The sequence below is a fragment of the Actinomycetota bacterium genome, assembly GCA_040757835.1.
Taxonomy (GTDB): Bacteria; Actinomycetota; Geothermincolia; order Geothermincolales; family RBG-13-55-18; genus SURF-21.
The window spans coordinates 61,451-80,173 of the sequence record JBFLWJ010000007.1 but is presented as its reverse complement, the minus strand read 5'-3'; the positions used below and the strand labels follow the sequence as shown (position 1 = coordinate 80,173).

The following is an 18,723-nucleotide window of genomic DNA, read 5'->3' as shown; positions in this document are numbered from 1 at the left end:
ATGGGCGCGGCGGGAGTAATATATGTTGTAGGCGAAGCAAGCCGAGCAGTGCAGAAAGGGTAGAATGGGTATGAAGAAGCGTTTGGGCATATCCTTTGAAGCTATCTTCGAGGAGACTGGGCTGCTGCTCTCAGCCCTCGACCCGGAGGGACGCATCCTCGTCTTCAATTCCGCCATGGAGGAATTAACTGGTCTCACCAGTGCGGAAGTCTTGGGAAGATCTTTCTCGGAATTCTCCGTCACGGACTCGACCAAAGAGGCGGTCGGCGCATACCTGGACAGCTATGGAGAGGGAGAACTGCCCGATGCAGTGGAGTTGCCAATTACTACCAAGAATGGAAAAAAGAGGATTATATCCTGGAAGGCGGCCGTCGTCAGCGCCGGGAAGAGCCGGCGGGACATCATCGTCGCGGTGGGCATGGACATCACCGAACGGCGCCTGGCGGAGGAGGCCCTGGCCAGCAGTGAGGGCTTCTTCCGCATGCTCATCGAGAACGCCCTCGACCTGGTCACGGTGCTGAGTGCCGATGGCAGGATCGTCTATACCGGCCCGTCCGTTGAGCGCCTGCTGGGATACCGGCAGGGGGAGATCGTCGGCAGGGACCTGATGGGATTCATCCACCCCGACGAGCGGCAGGCGGCGCGGGCTGCACTTGATTATGCAATTGGCCACCCCGGGATCTCCGGGAATATCAAGCTGCGCATACGGCACATGGATGGAGGTTGGCGCGTCCACGAGGCCAGCTCCTTCAACCTCCTGGACGATCCGGCCGTGCAGGGAATGGTCATCAACTCCCGCGACATCACAGAGCGCAAGGAAGCGGAGGACAAGCTCTCCCTCCGCAGCCGCGAGATCGAGGCCATCTTCCAGGCTTTGCCCGACCTGTATTTCCGCTTCAGCCTTGACGGCACCATCCTCGATTACGGGGCCGGCCGTTCCGCCTATCTCTACGCGAAGCCAGAGGACTTTCTGGGCAAGAAGGTGTTCGACATGCTTCCCCCGGGGGTCGGTGATATCGCCGCGAACCTCATCCGCGATGTCGGCGAGAACAGGGAGCCGCGCTCCTTCGAGTACACCCTGCCGTCACCACAAGCCCTGAAGAGGTACGAGGCGAGGATGCTGCCGGCCCTCGAGGACCAGGTTATCGCGGTGGTCCGGGACATCACCGAACACGACGAACTGGTGTCGTCTCTGCGGGAAAGCGAGGAGAAATACCGAGTGACCTTCGAATCGACCGGCAGTGCCATGGTCATCCTGGGGATAGACGGCACCATCCTCGATGCCAACCAGGAGATAGGCAAGCTGTTGGGCTATTCCAGGGAAGAGGTGGTGGGCAAGAGGAAATACCTGGAGTTCGTCCACCCCGAAGACCGTGGGTTCATCAAGCGCTACTCACTGCGCCTCCTTAAGGGTGAGTTGAAAGGACCGGTGAGGTACGAGGCGCGCACGGTGCGGCGCGACGGCCGCATCCTCAACACCATCATCGTCGTCAGCACGCTCCCGGGCATGGACAGCAGCGTGGCCTCCATCATGGACATCACCGAGAAAAAGACCTACGAGCTCGAGCTGGAGGCCAGGGCCGCCCAGCTGAGGGACTTCCTGGACATCGCCGCCCACGAGCTGCGACATCCGGCTACGCTCATCGAGGGCTATGCGGATACCCTGCAGAGATACGGGATGGGGATGACCCGCGAGGACCTGGCGACTTCCCTGGCGGGGATAGTCAAGGGAGCGAACAAACTCACCGGCGTAGTCGAGGACCTGCTGGACGTTTCCCGCATCGAGCGCGGCTTCATGTCCCTGGAGCGGAGCGGGCACGCCCTGGAACCCCTGGTGCGCGGCGCAGTCGAGGAGATGTCGGCAAGGATAGGCGACAGGAGCATCGAGATCTCCAGCGTAGAGGACCCCGGGGAAGCATGGCTTGACCCCGAGAAGTTCGTGAGACTCATGATCATCCTCCTCGACAACGCGGCGAAGTACTCGCCGCCGGAATCTCCCGTCGAGGTCCACCTCGGGCAGGGCGGCAGGGAGGCGCTCGTATCGGTGTTCGACCGCGGAGTTGGCATACCGGAGGGAGAGCGCGACCGCGTCTTCGACCGTTTCTACCAGTCCGGGGGGGTGCTCCACCACTCCACCCCGGGCCTGGGCCTGGGCCTGTACATCGCCAGGCGCATAGTGGAGGCGCACGGGGGGAGGATATGGTGCGAGGCGCGCGAGGAGGGCGGAACCGTATTCCGTTTCACCATGCCCCTGCGCGACGGCGGCGGTACCGCGTAAGCCCGCTGTACCTGCACCCCCATGAAGAAGAAGCGAAAGGAACGCGGGTCTCCCACGTCCCTTTTCCGCCTCTGTTTCTCGTCCGCGAGCGAGCGGCTCCCGTATCAGCTCTCTATGCCGGCCAGGTTCTTGGCGATCTGCTTCTTCTCCTGGATATCGTAAGTGCCCAGGATGGCGATGTCCTCCATGATGGGGGAGCCGCCGCCGTGCACGCCGGCGTATTGCATCACGCCGGCCATGGACGAACAGGAGAAGTCGCTGATCCACGCGAAGCACTTATAGACATCCTCCGCGCTGACGCCGTCAGCGCGCATGATGTACTTCTTCACCAGCTCGCCCACCTCGGGGCTGGTCAATTCCTCGCTGTAGGGGAGGGTGGCCGGCAGCCCGCCCGCCACCTCCGAGAGCAGGTCGTACTCGTGGTAGAGGTTTACCCCGGCGTGCTTTCGCGCCACGTTGCAGAAGACCACGTCGGGCATCTGGGTGCCCGAGGGGGTCTTGGAGGACTTTACCGCCGCCGCGATACCGCAGCCGTATACCAGCTCCGCCACGCTGATGAGCTCGGCAAGGGCGTGGCGCACGTGGCCCTCGCGCTCGATGCCGTTATACTCCGCCGCCAGGGCGGTGGTCCCCATGATCACGTCGGACATGGCCGGCTTGCATCCGGTGTAGGAGTGGCGGTGGTAGAGGGAGAACAGCAGGGCCAGCTGGCCCCCGAACTCCGTCTCACCGTCGAGGAAGACCCGCTCGTAGGGGATGAAGACGTCGTCGAAGATGGTCAGGGACTCGATCTCCCCCTTGCCGGAGAGAGCTGTTGCCACCTCGGGGACACGGTCGCGGTACTTGGCGCCGCGGCATACCAGCTTCACGCCCGGCCAGTCGCCGGGGATGCCGAAGGCCACGGCCCAGTCCTTCTCCTCGGGGGTGAGGAAGCGGGTGGGAGTGACGATGATCTCGTCGGCCAGGGGGGCGAAGGAGTTATGGGCCTTGGCGCCGCGCACCACGATGCCGTCGGGGCGCCGCTCTACCACGCGCAGGTAGAGGTCGGGGTCGGTCTGTTCGTGCGGCCTGCGCTTGCGGTGGCCCTTGACGTCGGTCTGGGCGCAGCAGCCCACGATGTCGTTGGCCTGCCAGAACTTGAGGTACTCGAGGAAGCGCTGGTGGTATTCGGTGCCATAGGCCTGGTCGCACTGGTAGGTGATGACCGACAGGGAGTTCATGGCGTCGATGCCCATGCAGCGGGCGATACAGCCGCCCACCAGGCGGCAGGCCATGCGCGTCATCTCCTGCTTGGCCAGCAGGTCTTCGGCACTCTGGTGGATATGGCAGAAACGGCTGATGGTCTCCCCGCTCAGGTGTGACTTGGCGGTGGTCAGGTGCTGGACGTCCTTGGCGTGGGCCAGCTCGATGGTCAGGTCCATGATGTCCGTACCCGGGAGACCGTCTCTTCCCAGCACCTCGCCCCCCATGTAGACGTTGGGTTTCATGGCCTTGAGGCTGTCGTGGTATTCCTCGACAGTGCGTATCATTACACTCCCCTCCAAAAATCGTGTTTGGAAACTTGCCTTATCAGTATAGATAAATTACAATAATGTTGTCAAATTCAAAGTCATACTATGAAAATAAGGTAAGATAATGGGGAATAACCGTAAAAGCAAGGATAAATTCTCAACCATCATCGACGCAGCCCTTGAGGTCTTCGGGGAAAAAGGCTTCTACAACGCCACCATCTCCGAGATAGCGCGCAGCGCCGGAGTATCGGAGGCCACTATCTATGAATACTTCGGGAGCAAGGAGGACCTGCTCTTCGCCATCCCCGGCGAGATAACCAGCGAGGCGGTGGATTTCCTCGAGGCCATGAGCCCGTACATCAAGGGGGCGGAGAACAAGGTCAGGGCCATATCCTATGGCTACTTCAACCTCTACCGGGACAACCCCAATTACTCGTCGCTGGTGCTGCTCGACCTCAAGCACAACCGCAAGTTCATGGAGGCCGAGGGCTACGGGGCTGTGAAGCGCTCGGCCGCCTTCATGCTCGGGGCCATAGAGGAGGGCATCGGATCCGGTGAGTTCAAGGAAGGCGTCGATCCCTACCTCGTGCGCTCCATGATCCTGGGGACCATCGAGCATTACTTCTTCCGCTGGCACCTCAAGGGCCGCAAGGAAAAGGTCGTCGATTTCATCGACCCTATGCTGGATATCATCCTCAGCGGCATCAAGGTGGAGGAACAGACCCGCCCCTACCAGATAAACATCACCCTGCCACCGTAAGAAGCCCGGGGGCCAGGCCCGGAAAGCGGCCTGAGCAGATCATCCTGACCGCCATCATTGCCAGGCCCTCCATACACTCTATCTCCACTCCGGAGTCATACACGTCGCCGGGGAGCGAGCTTGCCGGCAGTGTCTTCGGCTACCCGTTTGCACGGGCCTTGTAGCGTGTTTTCAGATCATGGCGAGTAAGTGCCCACAACAGGGAATTGCTGCAGGCTCGCTCGCATTCCGGCCGGTGCCTGGGCGATCTCATCGGAAAGGTCCTGGCCGGCCTTGCAGTCGAGGTGGCAATCGTGGTGGTGCCCATCGTGCCAGCGTACGCTGTTGCTTACGTTGTAGACCACGCCGTCCAGGCCACGTAGGCTGTATTTCCGTTCTGCCCGTTGCATGCGACCAGTTCCGCCAGGGTCATGACCCGCGTTCCGTGTCCTGCTGCCCGGTTGGGCCGGTCGTCTACTCGAGCGTGCCCACGACCGGCATGGCTTCGATGAGCGCGCGCATACGCGCGGGGGCTTGCTCGAGGACCTCGGAGAGGTCCTTGCCCGCTGCGGCGTCCAGGTCGCACGGTGCGTGGTCGCCCTGCGGCCACTCGGAGGAGCCGGTGACGTCGTAGATGACGCCGTCCACGGCAACGTATGCCGGCCTGCCGTCCTTGCCGTCGAACTCGGCCAGTTCGGCCAGGGTAAAGGTATCGCCCTCCGACGTGCCGCTCCCGTCGGAACTCCCCCCGTCCACGGTCTCATCGCCTGCCGGCGCCTCCGTCCCGGATTCTCCGCCGCATCCGGCCAATATCAAGGCGGACAGCATCAACGAGATCAGCAACAATACCAGGATCGACCGACTTCCCATCTCAAACCCCCGATCTACACAGCCCTTCCACGTGGCTGTGCCCACCCGGCCTTTCCTTTCAGCGGCCACCATCTCCCTATTCTTACCCAGCCGCCGCCCGTTTAAACCGCGCCCCGCCCCCCTGCAGGCCCATCCGCGCTGCCGGGGGGTTTCCGCCACCACGCGGAGGCTGAAGGTTATTCCCTCCGCGTGTGGAAGGAATGAGCGTGGCTCCAGATCGTCGACAAGGGGGGTGGCAAAGGTGTGCCTGATGCAAAGCGAAGACGATTGCAGGGAATGCCCGTTCATCACCTGCAATAACCATCCCTGTTTCTACCTGGCGCTGCAATGTGCCACACGGGGATACCGGGACCGTGCGGGGAGCGGAGCGGCAGCCCGCTGAGACCGCGTGACCATCCTGGTGTAGACTTTACATATGGGATTGTTTGGCTTCTTTCGCAAGAGACCCGCTGACCAGGCGGTGGTGTTCGCCGGGGACCGCCTGGAGGCGGAGCTGGTCATGGGTATCCTGCAGCAGGAAGGTTTCCACCCCCGGGAGTGGGCCGACCTGCCGGTGCCGTCCTATGCGGGCCCCATCGGGACCGCGCGCATAGTCGTCCCCGTCTTGGAGGGCGAGGCCGCCAGGAGCTTCCTCTCCGAACTCGAGGGCTCGGCCAGGGACGATGCTCACGGGGGCGAAGAGAACGGGGATGGGGGCGAATAGACAAGGGAAGCTCCGACCGAGGGCTGCAGCGGTCAATGCTCATGCAACGAGGCCCCTGCTATAATGTCTGCGTATCGAGGCGAAGACGGGCACCCTGCTGCACGGTTGCAGGAGGCGGGCCCTTATGGGAGAGCTTTAACCCTTGGGAAGAACGGGCCGATACAGGTTGAGTATTATCAAGCGGTGACGACTGTCGGATAACGGGGAGGTACGCACGATGTCGATGGCGCGCAAGGTCACGGTCGTAGCGGCAATGGTGACGCTGGTCGCCATGGTCCTGGTCGCGGTACCCGGCTGTTTCGGGGGGAGCGACGAGGCCGAGTTGAAGGAAGAGTACCAGCGTGGCTACGAGGACGGCGTCAAGGCCGAGAAGGCAAAGTGGAGCGACGAGAAGCTGCAGCTGGCACGGACCATGATCGAGGAACAGGAGGCCAGCCAGGAGAGTATCGGCCGACTGCTCAACGGCGAGGTCTCCAATGTGACCGTCGATGCGGTTACCGTCGAGGACACCACCGCGCAGGTCAAGATAACCGCGGTGTTCAAGGACGGGACCACGGTCCCGGGCACCGTCGACCTCGTCATGATCGACAACATGTGGTACATGCAGAAGGTCACCGCCGAGCAGGGAAGCACCCCGAGCTAAGATGAACAAGACCCCGCCATCGAGCCGCCTCGCGCTTGCCGTTTCAGGCTGCCTGCTCGCCCTGGTCCTGACCGCCGTGAGCCTGCTGTGTACAGGCTGTTTCGCGGGTGACGGCAGGCTGGAGGAGGAGTTCAGCAAGGGATACGCGGCAGGGGAAGCGGCCGCGAGGGCAGAGCTGGTGGGGGACGAGGAGAGCCTGGTGGGCGAGGAGGCACAGGGGGTGCTCGCGGCCATCGGCGAGGGCAGAGCGGCCAACTTCGTCCTCAAGGAGTACACCATCGAGGGGGACACCTGCAGGGCTTACGGGACCATGGCCTTAAACGACGGCAGCACCTTGTATGTGTCCCTGCTCCTGGAGAAGAACGACGGAGTATGGCGGGTCAGCGCACTGGGGCAGGCGACCCCGGGAGAAGGGCTCTGACACGGGTGCCCGTGCCGCGGCGGGCGTAAGAACGGAGAAGCGCAATTGGAGCTCAAGGACTATATCAACGTCATCAAGAAGAGGAAATGGTGGGTGATCGGCTCCATCCTGCTGGTTACCGGCGCGGCACTCCTCTACTCTTTCTTCCTGCAGAACACGGTCTACCAGGCCACCTCGTGGGTGGTGATCAAGGAGAAACCGCTGGAGAGCACGGTCCTCGAGGAGACGATAAGTGAACTCTCAACCCAGCCCGAGAGGTCGCTGCAGACCCAGGTCGAGCTGCTGAAGACCAAGGAGATGGCCAAGAAGGTGGTGGATGCCCTGCAGCTCGAACTCTCCCCCTCCGGCCTCATGGCCAAGATAAGCGTGGAACCGCTGAGCAACACCAACATCATCGCCATCAAGGCCACCGACCGTTACCCGGAACTGGCACGGGACATCGCCAACCAGTACGCCGTCGTCTACCAGGAGTGGCGGCGCTCCGAGAACGTGAAGGAGATCGCCAAGGCCCGGGCGGAGGTCTGGGAGGTGCTGCAGTCGACCAAGGACGAGGCCATCGATCTGTCCCGCCAGATCGAATCGCGCTTCGGCAACCAGGCCATCCCCGAGGAGCTGAAGGTGGAGCAGCAGATCGCCTACAACTACTACGTCGACCTGCAGCGCATCTACCGCGAGCTCTCTATCTCGGAGGACCTCATGTCCGGCGGCCTGGAGGTCATCGTGGACGATGACGTGCCTACCAGCCCGGTGAACCCACGCCCGGTGCGCAATGGCGTGCTGGCCTTTTTCCTGGGGACCATCCTGGGGCTGGGCCTGGCCTTCCTCGTCGATTACCTGGACGACGCCATAGAATCGCGCGAGGAGGTGCAGCGGCTCTACGATGCCCCGGTGCTGGGCGAGATACCACGCTACCGCGACCTCGAGGGCGAGCAGCGACGCTCCTCCCTGGTGATGGTGTCGGAGCCGAAAGCGCCCATCTCCGAATCGTTCCGCGCCCTGCGCACCAATATCCAGTACGTGAACTACGAGCGGCAGCTGAAGGCGATCATGGTCACCAGTGCCGGACCCGGCGCCGGCAAGACCTTCGTACTGGCCAACCTGGCGGTCTCCCTGGCCGAGGCCGGACACCGCGTCATCGTCGTCTGCTGCGACATGCGCCGCCCCACCATGCACGAGTTCTTCCACCTCAGCAACGCCGAGGGGCTGTCCACGGTGCTGGTGGGGAAGATGACCCTGGAGGAAGCCCTGAAGAGCCCGGGAAAGCGCAACCTGCAGGTGCTCACCAGCGGCCCCCTGCCGCCCAACCCCTCGGAGCTGATAGGCTCCCGCCGCATGAACGAGCTGCTGGCGCGGGCCAAGGCCATGGCCGACTTCGTGCTCATCGACACCCCGCCCGTGCTGGCGGTCTCCGATGCGGCCGTGCTGGCGCCGCGAACCGACGGGGTGCTGGTGGTGTGCGGCATGGGCGTCGCCAAGCGCGACGACGCCCGCAAGACGCGCGACCTCCTTCAGCAGGTGAACAGCAACGTCATCGGCGTCGTCCTCAACTACATGGAGGAAGCCAGGAACTACGGCTACTATTATTACTACAACAGCACCGCGAAGTAAGGATGGCCGTCACCGCGGATGAACCCCCCTGATCCCCACGAGGCGCGCAGGGAAGGGCGTCCCGCGGCATCCGGGGAAGAACTGGGAACAATAGGCCTCTTGACGTACATCATATCTACCACTAATCACCGGCGGTAAAAATGACGATATCAGTTAATATGCGGCAGTTGCCGTTGTGGTATATTGACTTTCGATAGCGATAAAAGCCATGGGAAAGGCAGTTTGGATGCGAAAAGTGGTCGTCATCCTCATGGTGGTGCTTGTGTGCGCCGGAGGCGTAGCTTTGGCCGCCTGGAGGATAACTGATGACGAGGGAGACGAAAGTACCGCGGTTTCGGGTGGGGAAGGCACTTCTTTCCAATCCGAGCTGGAGGAGACTACCTCAGCCCAGGAAGATGCAGCCGGCAGCGGAGACACGACTTCGGCCGACTCAGGAGACCCGAATGTAGACGACGCTGCGGCGGACACACAGAGCGGAGAGGACTTCTCCTACACCACTCCGGACCAGCGCTACGTGACCGAGACCCAGCGCCACCAGGACTTCCTGCGCGCCGTCGCGGAGGGTAGAGTGACCCGCATGGAGGTGACCAGCACGAATATCCGCCCGGCGGGTGAACCCGATACATCCTACGTCTATTTCACCATCACCAGCGATACCGGCACCAGCCAGTGCACCTTCGTCATGAAATTCTATAACGGCATGTGGAGGATCGCCGCCATCAACCAGCTCTCAGGGAACCTGGGAGGTGGCACCAACTACATGGTGCCGGACAGCTTCGAGGAGGACCTCGGGCGCGAGATCGCCGAGCTGCAGCCTTTCCTTACCAAGGTGGCGGAGGGCCGCTTCGCTTACATGGAAGTCCATGCGGTCGACAGGCCCAACGACAGCGAGAGCATCCTCACCGGAGCGGTGGTGGGAAAGAACGGGGTTACAGTTCCCGCCGAGATGTACCTGCACAAAGACTACGGAATCTGGCACATCACCTATATAACTAATCCGCCCGGATAAGGCACGCTGGAGCACGAGGGGCGTATGATGTTCGGTTCAATGGTCAGGAAGAGATTAACGGCGAAAGGCTTCGCCTCAGCGTTTTTCGCAGCCCTTATGATCGGACTTCTCCTCATCCCCCCCCAGGCCTCACTCGTGGCCTGGGGCGAGGATGCGCCGTGGGACAGGGTCGCGAAATCGGACCCCCTGGACCAGCTTCCCTCCAGCCCCCAGGAAGCCCATGAGCGCCTCAAGGGCAACGAGGCGTGGTGGCCCACCGAGGAAGGCGGTGAGGGCGGCTACCTCACTGCTGGCGTGCGCTCCGGCCTGCGTATCACCATACCCTACGACACAGTCGAGGGTTTTACCAACCACGCGGAGGCCGGCGTAAGAGTGGAGCTGTGGCGGAGCGCCGTACTGGTACACGCCATCGACACCACCACCAATGCCAACGCGTGGTTCTACGCCGACTTCGGCGGAGCGGGGCAGGATATACGTTCGGGAGATGCCGTCAAGGTCACCGACCTCGCCGGGGGAGCTCCCGTGACCGTGGACTGCCTCCTCACGGCGGATCTGAACGTCGCAAACGACAGCGTTACTGGGAACACGCCGTCCGGCAACCATGTCGACGTCTACCTAAAGTTCCCGAACACCTACTACGGATATTACGGGGACATCCCAACGGGAATGATCCACAAGAAGGTGATCGCATCGGGAGGGACCTTCGATGCCAGCTTCGAGGGCACCAACACCCGCAACGGGGATATTGCCTACGTCTTCTCCACCAACGCCGCGGGCGCCGTGGTGATGAGCGTGGCCAGGAGTGGTCCCGTCTTGGTGGTATACCCACAGTACGATGAGGTCATGGGGTTTTACAAGCCGGGAGTTGAGGTGAGCGTGAACGCCGGGGGCACCACCCAGAAGGTGGGCACGGCCGGAGACGGGTTTTTCGATGCCCTCTTTCTCGATCATGATATCGTTCCGGGTGACGAGATCTCTTCCAACAGCATGGGCGCACCCCGTTCCATAACCGTGGCGGACATCGTGGCGATGGCGGACCCCCTCACCAACATGGTCCAAGGCACCGCCCCGCCCAACCGCCAGATGCGCATCACTATGAACACCTACCGCGATCCGGTGATTGTCGAGTTGCAGAGCGACGCTAACGGGGCCTACAGCTACGACTTCACCGGCACCTACGACATCTCCGGTATCGAGGTCTACAACGTGGCATGGATCAACGATGCAGGTGACTGCGTGGTCTACGAGTTCCAGATCTACAGCTGGTTCATGCCGGAGGGATATACCGGACGGGGGTTCGACACCTGGGTGTTGATAATGAACCCCAACGAGGATATCGCTTATACGAGAGTCGCTTTCCAGACCGGCACGGGCCTGGTGGCAGGCCCGTTACTCATGCTACCGCCCGGCTCACGCACCAATGTGCACGTGAACGACTGGCTGCCCCCCGGGACCCATGTTTCCACCATGGTCACCGCCATCGACGGCTCGTTCATCATGTCCGAAAGAGCCATGTACATGTACGGGACACCGGATGGCAAGTGGGGAGCCCACGACTCCATCGGCATCCTCACCCCCAGCCCGGTATGGTATCTCCCCGAGGGCGCCACCCTGCCCGGCTTCGACGAGTGGGTGCTGGTCCAGAACCCCAACAACGTGGCGGTGCAGGCCATGGTGCAGTTTCTGGAGGCGGGAGGTATAGCCGGAGAGCTGCCCATCGAGGTCGGGCCCAACAGCCGCGTCACCATCGCTGTTACCCACTACTTCCCCGACCGCGAGATCGCGACCCGCGTAGAGTCGCAGACCGAGGTGGGCGGTGAGAGACTCCCGGTGTTCGTGGAACGGGCCATGTACATGAACACCGCGGATGGCAAACGAGGCGCCCACGACTCCATCGGCATCGCCACCGCGGCGCCGGAATGGTACCTGCCCGAGGGCGCCACCCTGCCCGGTTTCGACGAGTGGGTGCTGGTGATGAACCCCAACGATTTCCCGACTACCGTGCGGGTGACCTTCCTCACCCCCGGAGGAGTGGGCGGCACCCACGAGATGTATATGCAGGCCAATTCCCGCGGCACCGTGCACGTCAACTACTATCTGCCGGACCAGGAGGTCTCCACCGTGGTCACCTCCCTGGATGGAGCGGGCATCATGGCCGAACGGGCCATGTATATGAATACCGCGGACGGTAAGCTCGGCGCCCATGATTCCATCGGTGCCTATCAGACCAGCACCTACTGGTATCTGCCGGAGGGCACGACCCTCCCCGGCTTCGACGAGTGGGTACTGATACAGAACCCCAACGACGCCGCGGCGGAGGTCAGGGTGACCTTGCTCAGCCAGGTCGGCCCGGTAGCGCAGAAAACCTTTAGCATGATGCCCAACAGCCGCCAGACAGTCCATGTCAACGGCATGGTGAGCGGGGTCGACGTCTCCACGGTAGTGGAGAGCATCGGAGCAAGCCCAGTGGGTATCCTGGCAGAAAGGGCCATGTATATGTGGACCGCGGACCATAAGCAGGGAGCCCATTGCTCCATCGGCATCCCCGCGTTCTAGGGGTCAGGTCTTGTTTCTCGGATACCGCGGTATCTAACGCATAAAATACAGACTTTTAGCTGCGAGAACATAACGCAAGAAGATCCAAAAAACAAGACCTGACCCCACAAACCCTAGAACCTGTGGCGGCCCCTGATAAGGTGAGATGGCGTGGAGAGCAGGCCTCTTGCGCGCTCGCGAGCGGTGTCGGAGAGCATGAAGAAGAGCAGGTTGGCGGGGGAGAAAGAGCGTGAGCGGTGGTCGGGCAGGCCAATTGCCGGCAGCGCGCGCATGAATCCCCGCATCGTCGCGTAGGAAGGCATTAGAGAGTCCTGCGCTTCCCTCGGTATGGAGAGGGAGGGGTCGATCTCCACCAGGTACCGGAGGCCCGGGCCCACGAAGCTGCGCACCTCCCAGCGGCGGCTCCAGCTCTCCACCGCGCCCCAGTCGACCTCCGCCGACCGCAGCAGCTCCAGGGCATCGCGGAACTTGACCAGGCGGGCGTAGCGGTGGTTCACCGCGGCGTCCAGCAGGGTGGTGATGAAGAGGTGCTCCGCGCTCAGGGCCCAGAGGCGCATGCCCTCCACCTCCACCGGGGAGGCCCCGTCCCACAGGTCCCCTGCGTTCAGGGCGGTGCGGCGCTCGTATTCAGCGGGCCAGTGCATGCCGATATGGACGTCAATCTCCATGGCGGTCAAGCCGTCCTCCATGGGCAGCCTGTACACGGTATAGGCGGGGGCGGGCACGAAAGCAGGCCGCCCGGGGGCGGGCTCGAACCCCCCGTCTAGCAGGGCAGCGTGGAGGTCCGCCAGCGACGCCTCCTCCACCAGAAGGTCCAGGTCCTTGAAGGCGCGGGCGCTCTTGCGCGTGTAGACACGCGAGGAGAGGTAGAAGCCCTTGAGGGGTATAGCCCGGACCCCCGCCGCGTCCAGGGCGCCGAGCGCCTTCACGGCGCCGTAATGGATGACGGCGGTGCGCGCCATCTCCCGCGTATGGGCCTGCGACCACCCTTCCAGCATCTCCGGCGGCAGCGGCAGCATGTACCCCTGTTCGGAGCAGTCCGCGGCGACGGTGTGCAGGAAGGGCTCCAGCTCGTGGTATGCGGCGTTGGCCCCGATACGGCCGGCTTCACCTGGAGTCAGCGCGTCCGCCAGCCCGTTGAGCTGTGCCGCCTGGCCCGGGTCACCGTAGCGATAGGCGGTCGCGGCGAGCGTAAAGCGCGCGGACGCGTCCTCGATCCCTGCCGCCACGCCGCATACCTCCCATCTCTTAACCGTGTCCGAGCACCACCCGCAAACTGCCCGTACCCTAATTCTACCCGAAAAGCAGAGGCCCTCGAGCACCTGACCTGGCATATGCCCCCCAGCAGCGTGAGGGTTTATACTTGTGGCATGAAAACCGAACACCGATCCTGGTTGCTGGAGATGTGGATCATCAAGCTGAGGAAATGGCTGGAAGCGCTGCGCATCTACGCACGTTCCGGGGTAGCCCTGCTGCTCTCCGCTCTCTTCCCGGCCCTGGAGATGCGCGGGCTCGAGCGGCGGCTCTCGGACCGGAAGAGGTCGCAGGAGGATGACGTGTTGCGCAGGGCAGGTAAATGGTTCGCCCTCCTGGGCCGGTTGGGAATGCACCCTTCCTGCCTGGTGCGCTCCATCGCCCTGACACGCGTGCTTCGCGAGGAGGGCCACGATGCCCACCTGGCCTTCGGCGTGCGATCCGATAACGGCGATATGGAGGGGCACTGCTGGGTGGCGGTGGAAGGGCGAGCGCTGACCGAGGCGCCGCAGAGCTTCGAGGAACTCGGATATGGCTAAGGGTACCTTCGCGGGCAGGGGACTTGAACGCGGCTCCAGGCTGCGGCGGGTGGAAGGCATAGCCTGGCGCGAGATCGAGGGGGAAGCGGTCCTGGTCAACGTGCGCAGCGACGAGGTCATTCACCTCAACCCCACCGCATCCTTTCTCTGGTCCAGCCTGGACGGACGCGCCTCCCTCGAGGAGATCGCCAGTTCCATGACCGGAGAGTTCGACGTGGAGATGGACACCGCCCTGGCCGATACGGTCGCCTTCGCGGCCGACCTCGTGGAGCAAGGAGCGGCAGAGGTTGTCGAACTGGAATAGCGTGTACCAAATCGCCGGGATACGTATCGATATCTCCTCGTCCATAGGGGACCCCACCGCCTATCTCCTCCGTGACATGCCCTCCTTCGCCGCAGGCGAGCCGGGGGCCACCGACCTCGCCATATCCCTCCGTTACCTGGATGAGACGCGGACCGCGCTCCCCCACCCCTTCCCGTCCCACTTCGGCCTGGAGAACCGCGAAGGCGGGCTCTCCTTCGACGGCTTACAGGAAGGGAGGACGCGCCTCGGGTTTATAAACGCCGGGTATGTGGAGGCTGAGTTGGGAGTGCCGCACCCGGGCACGACCGGGCGTACTGGCGAGGAGGAAGCGGTGCGGGAGGCCGTGCAGGCCTTCCTGCGGGCGTGTCTGCAGTGCCGCCTCACGGCGGAAGGGGGGACCCTGATGCACGCGGCGGGGATCGTATGGGAGGACGAAGGGTTCGTCTTCACGGGACACACACGGGCCGGAAAGACCACCTTGAGCCGCGGGTTCTCCGTAGCGGCGGTGCTCGGGGACGACCTGGTGGCGGTGCGCCGGGAGGGTAGCGGCTTCACGCTGTACGGGACGCCCTGGCCAGGCAGGGAGGGCGGGACGGTGGCCTACGGGGGCGCGCCCCTGCGAGCGGTCTTCAACCTGCACCCGGGGTCCGGCGAAGGGCTCTTTCGCCAGTCGCCCGCGGAAGCCCTGGCCGAACTGGCGTCCAATGCGCCCCGCATGGGCTACGGGGGGGAGGAGAGCAAGCTCCTGGAGGTATTTTCAAGTCTGGTGGAGGCCGTCCCGATATACAGGTTGAGCATAAGGCTCGGTGACGACGTCACGCCATATTTGCAGCGGGTCTCCACGCGGGAGGTCGGGGGCGATAGAGAAGATAGACCTTGAATTCGTGGACAGGATCTTCCGGGAAAGGGTCCCGTATTCGGGCAGCCTGGAGCTGACCCACCGCTGCAACCTCACCTGCCGCCACTGTTACCAGTTCCAGCCCGCCGGCAGGAACGAGCTCGACGGCGGGCAATGGCAAAAGGTCATGGAGGACCTCGCCGCGGCTGGGTGCCTGTATCTGAACTTCACCGGCGGCGAGCCCCTGCTGAGGGAAGACCTGCCGCAGCTCATCCGCGCGGCCGCCGCCATGGGCTACGTGATCACCCTGCAGACCAACGCCGTCCTCATCGATGAGGCCATGGCCCGCATGCTGGGGGGGCTTCCCACGGTAAGGGTGGACGTCAGCGTCTATGGCGCCAGGCCCGAAACGCACGACCGCTTGACCGGGATGGAAGGTTCTTTCGCGGCGACGCGACGTGCACTCGGACTGCTTCATGACAACGGTGTCCCCCTGCTGCTAAAGGTAACGGTGGGCGACTTCAACCTCGCGGAAGTGGAGGATATCGCGGGCATGGCCGACGACATGGGGCTGCAGGCCGTGTTCTCGTCCATCATCTTTCCGCGCAACGACCGCGACCCCGCACCCCTCTCCATGCGCCTGGACGATGCGGGGTTGGAGCGTTTCGTCCGCTTCCATACCCGTTACATGCTGGATAAGCTGGGGGAGTCCATGGGCCCAGAGGTGAAGAGGGCGGCTCGAGAGGACCTCACGGCCTTCATACGGAAATGCGCCATCGACCCCGCACAGGTGGAGAGCGAGTACCGGCATTACTGTGGGGGCGGCACCACCGCTTTCGCCATCAATCCCTTTGGTGATGTATATCCTTGTATCGCTTTTCCGCTTGTGGTAGGTAATGTGCTGGAGAAGGATTTCTCCGAAATATGGGAGAATTCCCCGCAGTTGCAGCGTCTGAGAGGGAAGGAGGAAGGTCTTCCAGAAGATTGTAAGGGATGTGATCTCTTAGAGAAATGCGCGATTTGCATGGCTTTGTCTTATCTAGAGGAAGGTGAGGCGATGGCCTTGAGCGGGGAGAGATGCAGGCAGACGCGCATGCTGGTGAAAGTGCTGACACATGATGAATGAAGCAACCGATAAAAAAACATACGAGAAGCCACAGATGAGCGTGATGCGTATCAACCGCTTTTTCTTCGGCGGTTGCCAGGTCACCTGGCCCGCCTGTTATTCCCAGTACATGGTGGTGAACGGCGCCTGCCGTTACACCGGATAACCCGCCCGAGTCCCGCGCGTATGGATGGATTGAACGTTCCAAGAGCCTCTGTTCGAAGCCCATGGCAAGCACCCCTCCTTTTCCCGTCAATACCAATACCCGTTCACCCCGGCTAAACATCCGCTTACTGCCCTATAAAGCCGAAACCCAGATTTACAGGGAAGACGCAGAAAAAAAGGACGTTAATAGTGATATCGGCCGTTCAGTTCTCTTCGGGGTATACCGAGAAATAACGGGAAACCGAAACCCGGCAACAAGACAGGGGAGCGGGATGAAAGAACCCTGGAGGCAAAGGTCGCCGAGGGTGTTGACCACCGTGGTGGAGTTTGCAGATGAAGGTTGTGGGCAAAGAGAAGAAAACATACGAGAAGCCGCAGATGAGCGTGATGCGTATCAACCGCTTTTTCTTCGGCGGATGCCAGGTCACCTGGCCCGCCTGTTATTCCCAGTACATGGTGGTGAACGGCGCATGCCGTTATACCGGATAGAGGTGTGAACCGGGCCGAAGGACCAGTCGGCCGGGAACACATCGGTGGCAAGGACCGGGTGGAGCGTTGGAGAACACGATGAAGGGATTCTGGAGGCACATAGCGGCAAGCACGTCCATAACCGCGGTCTTTCTAATCTGCGCGCTCGCCGTCGCTTTTTCAGCGGTCCCAGTGGCCGCGCCTACCGCCCCCGCTAATGCGGGTGGCCTGGGGTCCCGCCTGATCGCGTCATGCGAAGGCCTGGTGGAAGCCCTGGGCGCGGAGTATGCGGAAACGCCCGCGGGAACGCCCTCGGCGACGGCTCCCACGATGGAGGAGGCGGCGCAGCCGGACCCCGCAACGGCTGCGCCCGCCAGGGCCGCGAGCCCCGTCCTCCCGCTGAATACCGGAAACCCCTGGTTAGCGACCTCTAGCTGACGTCCCATCCACCCCCAGAATTGTACCGCCGGCACCCCATATGACCCGCATCCCGGATTTTTGTTTGCGCGGGAGCGGATATCGACGTTAATAGGGGTGAGAGATAAAAACGGGAAACACAAGGGAGTTCCAGCAGGTGGGGGAGGCAAAGACCGGGACGGATAAAGCTCCCGCCAGGGTTGAGATAAAAGAGGTTTCTCGCAACAACGTAGGAGGCGAGGAAGAGAGGCAAAACCGTAGCACACAAAGCAGCCTGCAAAAGCGTGGCCGACGAACAAGGGGCCGCCCGCAAGGGCGGCCTCGCCACTGTTGGCGAAGATCGGACCGGGTGACGGGGTGGACCCAAGGCCCTGTTACGTCTGACTTGACCATGGCGTCAGCGCCTTGTCGGGCTCATGGTTAATGCTGAGCAAAAAAGCTATAATATTCCATAATGTAGGAGGAAGACAGAGGAGACGTCCGAGAATGTAACGGCATTGACGGCAAGAGTGGCCTGGAGGATGACGAAAGCGAAGGAACGATGGGTAAAAAAAGAAGGGAAACACATGGGAGAAAGGCTACGCGGTCAGCGTTTATACTGGCTATTGTCCTGGCCCTGGTCCTGTGGACCGTCCCGGGCGTAGCGGATTCCGCCTACAAGGCGCCCACCGCCAACCCCACGTTCACATACGGCTCCATCGTCTCCGGTTCCTACGTCAATGTCCAGACCGTCGATGGCACCTATATGAGGGTACGCGAGGGGAGGTTGTGGATCTTCTGCATCCTGAACTCGATATGGGCGGGCTGGCAGCCCTTTACCGAGACCTCGCGCAGCAAGCTCATCGACATCCAGATCGAGCTGGTGGGTTACCAGTCCGACGCTTCCGAGAGATGGTACGTGCAGTTCTACAACTACGACACCGGAGCCTGGGACTCAAGCTATTACTCCCTGGGGAGCCTTCCCACCACCCCCGAAGGGACCCGGACGGTTGCGGTGGGGGACGCCGCGAAGGCGCGCACTCTCGTGAGCGCCGCGGGTGCTTTCCAACTCAGGCTGGTGGACGGCGGCATCGGTAACGGCAGCATCTGGGATTTCACCCAGACCGATGTCTACATCGACATGCTGCGCGCCCGATTCGTCTACGACATCACGCCGCCGGTTTCCAGTATCACCGCCCCGGCGAGCGGGACGCAGACCAACGCCCACGCCTATACCGTGACCGGCACCTCCTCCGACCCCACCCCCGACGCCGGCGGGGTGACGGCGGTGGACGTCTCGACGGACGGCGGGGCGA

Annotated in this window: 17 protein-coding genes; 14 read left to right on the top strand and 3 right to left on the bottom strand. The window is 62.5% G+C overall.

Going from position 1 to position 18,723, the window contains the following annotated elements; all coding sequences use genetic code 11:
• Positions 1 to 70 precede the first annotated feature (70 nt).
• On the top strand, positions 71 to 2,278 hold the full coding sequence (locus AB1384_07980; protein MEW6554207.1) for a PAS domain S-box protein: 2,208 nt from the start codon (positions 71 to 73) through the stop codon (positions 2,276 to 2,278).
• Positions 2,279 to 2,382: 104 nt separating this feature from the next.
• On the opposite strand, the gene AB1384_07975 is transcribed toward AB1384_07980, so the two are convergent.
• Complete coding sequence (locus AB1384_07975) at positions 2,383 to 3,807, bottom strand: 4-hydroxyphenylacetate 3-hydroxylase N-terminal domain-containing protein (GenBank protein ID MEW6554206.1); 1,425 nt, start codon at positions 3,805 to 3,807, stop codon at positions 2,383 to 2,385.
• 106 nt (positions 3,808 to 3,913) lie between these two features.
• On the opposite strand from AB1384_07975, the gene AB1384_07970 reads away from it, so the two are divergent.
• A complete protein-coding gene (locus AB1384_07970; GenBank protein MEW6554205.1) occupies positions 3,914 to 4,549 on the top strand; it encodes a TetR/AcrR family transcriptional regulator in 636 nt (211 codons plus the stop codon).
• A 453-nt stretch (positions 4,550 to 5,002) separates the two neighbouring features.
• Here AB1384_07970 and AB1384_07965 read toward each other — a convergent pair whose 3' ends face one another.
• On the bottom strand, positions 5,003 to 5,398 hold the full coding sequence (locus AB1384_07965) for a cytochrome b5 domain-containing protein (protein MEW6554204.1): 396 nt from the start codon (positions 5,396 to 5,398) through the stop codon (positions 5,003 to 5,005).
• A 415-nt stretch (positions 5,399 to 5,813) separates the two neighbouring features.
• On the opposite strand from AB1384_07965, the gene AB1384_07960 reads away from it, so the two are divergent.
• The 6 genes from AB1384_07960 (at position 5,814) to AB1384_07935 (ending at position 12,338) form a co-directional block, all read left to right on the top strand.
• On the top strand, positions 5,814 to 6,101 hold the full coding sequence (locus tag AB1384_07960) for a hypothetical protein (GenBank protein MEW6554203.1): 288 nt from the start codon (positions 5,814 to 5,816) through the stop codon (positions 6,099 to 6,101).
• Positions 6,102 to 6,318: 217 nt separating this feature from the next.
• On the top strand, positions 6,319 to 6,744 hold the full coding sequence (locus AB1384_07955) for a DUF4878 domain-containing protein (GenBank protein ID MEW6554202.1): 426 nt from the start codon (positions 6,319 to 6,321) through the stop codon (positions 6,742 to 6,744).
• Between the two features lies 1 nt (position 6,745).
• Positions 6,746 to 7,165 carry a hypothetical protein gene (locus tag AB1384_07950; protein MEW6554201.1) on the top strand — a complete coding sequence of 140 codons (420 nt, stop codon included), beginning with the start codon at positions 6,746 to 6,748 and terminating at the stop codon, positions 7,163 to 7,165.
• 45 nt (positions 7,166 to 7,210) lie between these two features.
• Positions 7,211 to 8,773: a polysaccharide biosynthesis tyrosine autokinase gene (locus tag AB1384_07945; GenBank protein ID MEW6554200.1), complete on the top strand. Its 1,563-nt coding sequence runs from the start codon at positions 7,211 to 7,213 to the stop codon at positions 8,771 to 8,773.
• A gap of 226 nt (positions 8,774 to 8,999) precedes the next feature.
• Positions 9,000 to 9,782, top strand: coding sequence for a hypothetical protein (locus AB1384_07940; GenBank protein MEW6554199.1), 783 nt, complete (start codon positions 9,000 to 9,002; stop codon positions 9,780 to 9,782).
• A gap of 24 nt (positions 9,783 to 9,806) precedes the next feature.
• A complete protein-coding gene (locus AB1384_07935) occupies positions 9,807 to 12,338 on the top strand; it encodes a hypothetical protein (GenBank protein MEW6554198.1) in 2,532 nt (843 codons plus the stop codon).
• 113 nt (positions 12,339 to 12,451) lie between these two features.
• Here the strand turns inward: AB1384_07935 and AB1384_07930 are convergent, their stop codons facing one another.
• Positions 12,452 to 13,567 (bottom strand): nucleotidyltransferase family protein, encoded by a 1,116-nt coding sequence (locus tag AB1384_07930; protein MEW6554197.1) that lies wholly within the window; start codon positions 13,565 to 13,567, stop codon positions 12,452 to 12,454.
• A 174-nt stretch (positions 13,568 to 13,741) separates the two neighbouring features.
• Between AB1384_07930 and AB1384_07925 the strand changes: the two genes are divergently transcribed.
• From AB1384_07925 to AB1384_07900, 6 genes are all read left to right on the top strand, one after another.
• Complete coding sequence (locus AB1384_07925) at positions 13,742 to 14,131, top strand: lasso peptide biosynthesis B2 protein (protein ID MEW6554196.1); 390 nt, start codon at positions 13,742 to 13,744, stop codon at positions 14,129 to 14,131.
• A complete protein-coding gene (locus tag AB1384_07920) occupies positions 14,124 to 14,435 on the top strand; it encodes a PqqD family protein (protein ID MEW6554195.1) in 312 nt (103 codons plus the stop codon). The genes AB1384_07925 and AB1384_07920 overlap by 8 nt, the downstream gene beginning before the upstream one ends.
• On the top strand, positions 14,419 to 15,315 hold the full coding sequence (locus AB1384_07915; GenBank protein MEW6554194.1) for a hypothetical protein: 897 nt from the start codon (positions 14,419 to 14,421) through the stop codon (positions 15,313 to 15,315). The genes AB1384_07920 and AB1384_07915 overlap by 17 nt, the downstream gene beginning before the upstream one ends.
• Before the next feature lie 4 nt (positions 15,316 to 15,319).
• Positions 15,320 to 16,399, top strand: a complete 1,080-nt coding sequence (locus tag AB1384_07910) for a radical SAM protein (protein MEW6554193.1) — start codon at positions 15,320 to 15,322, stop codon at positions 16,397 to 16,399.
• A 477-nt stretch (positions 16,400 to 16,876) separates the two neighbouring features.
• On the top strand, positions 16,877 to 17,032 hold the full coding sequence (locus AB1384_07905; GenBank protein ID MEW6554192.1) for a hypothetical protein: 156 nt from the start codon (positions 16,877 to 16,879) through the stop codon (positions 17,030 to 17,032).
• Between the two features lie 937 nt (positions 17,033 to 17,969).
• Positions 17,970 to 18,723: hypothetical protein (locus AB1384_07900; GenBank protein MEW6554191.1), on the top strand; the 754-nt coding region annotated here is incomplete at its 3' end.